The organism is Ochrobactrum sp. C6C9, assembly GCF_022627935.1.
In the GTDB taxonomy this organism is placed as follows: domain Bacteria; phylum Pseudomonadota; class Alphaproteobacteria; order Rhizobiales; family Rhizobiaceae; genus Brucella; species Brucella teleogrylli.
This window is the reverse complement of record NZ_JABXGB010000145.1, coordinates 1-240: the sequence shown is the minus strand read 5'-3', so window position 1 is coordinate 240 and position 240 is coordinate 1. Positions and strand designations below refer to the sequence as shown.

The window sequence follows — 240 nt, the reverse complement described above, 5'->3', positions numbered from 1 at the left end:
GCCGGTTGTCGCGATGTATTGGATTGCGTTCCACAATGTGCGGGGATCATGCTCGCGCGGACGGCCGACTTTGCCCATCGGCTGCAAAAGCGGCGCAACAACTGCCCACTCATCGTCGGTACAATCGCTTGCATAGCGCAAGCCACGTCTGACATAGTCTCGCCGGGCGGTTTCAGTCCAGGCCATGTGATCCTCCGTAGTCTTGGTAAACCACAGAGAATCATAAACTCCTGAAATCGC

The 240-nt window shown here is 56.2% G+C and carries 1 protein-coding gene; it reads right to left on the bottom strand.

The genetic code is table 11. The features are described from left to right. Window positions 1–186: transposase (locus tag HWD97_RS24430; protein WP_371835834.1), on the bottom strand; the 186-nt coding region annotated here is incomplete at its 3' end. Window positions 187–240 lie beyond the last annotated feature (54 nt).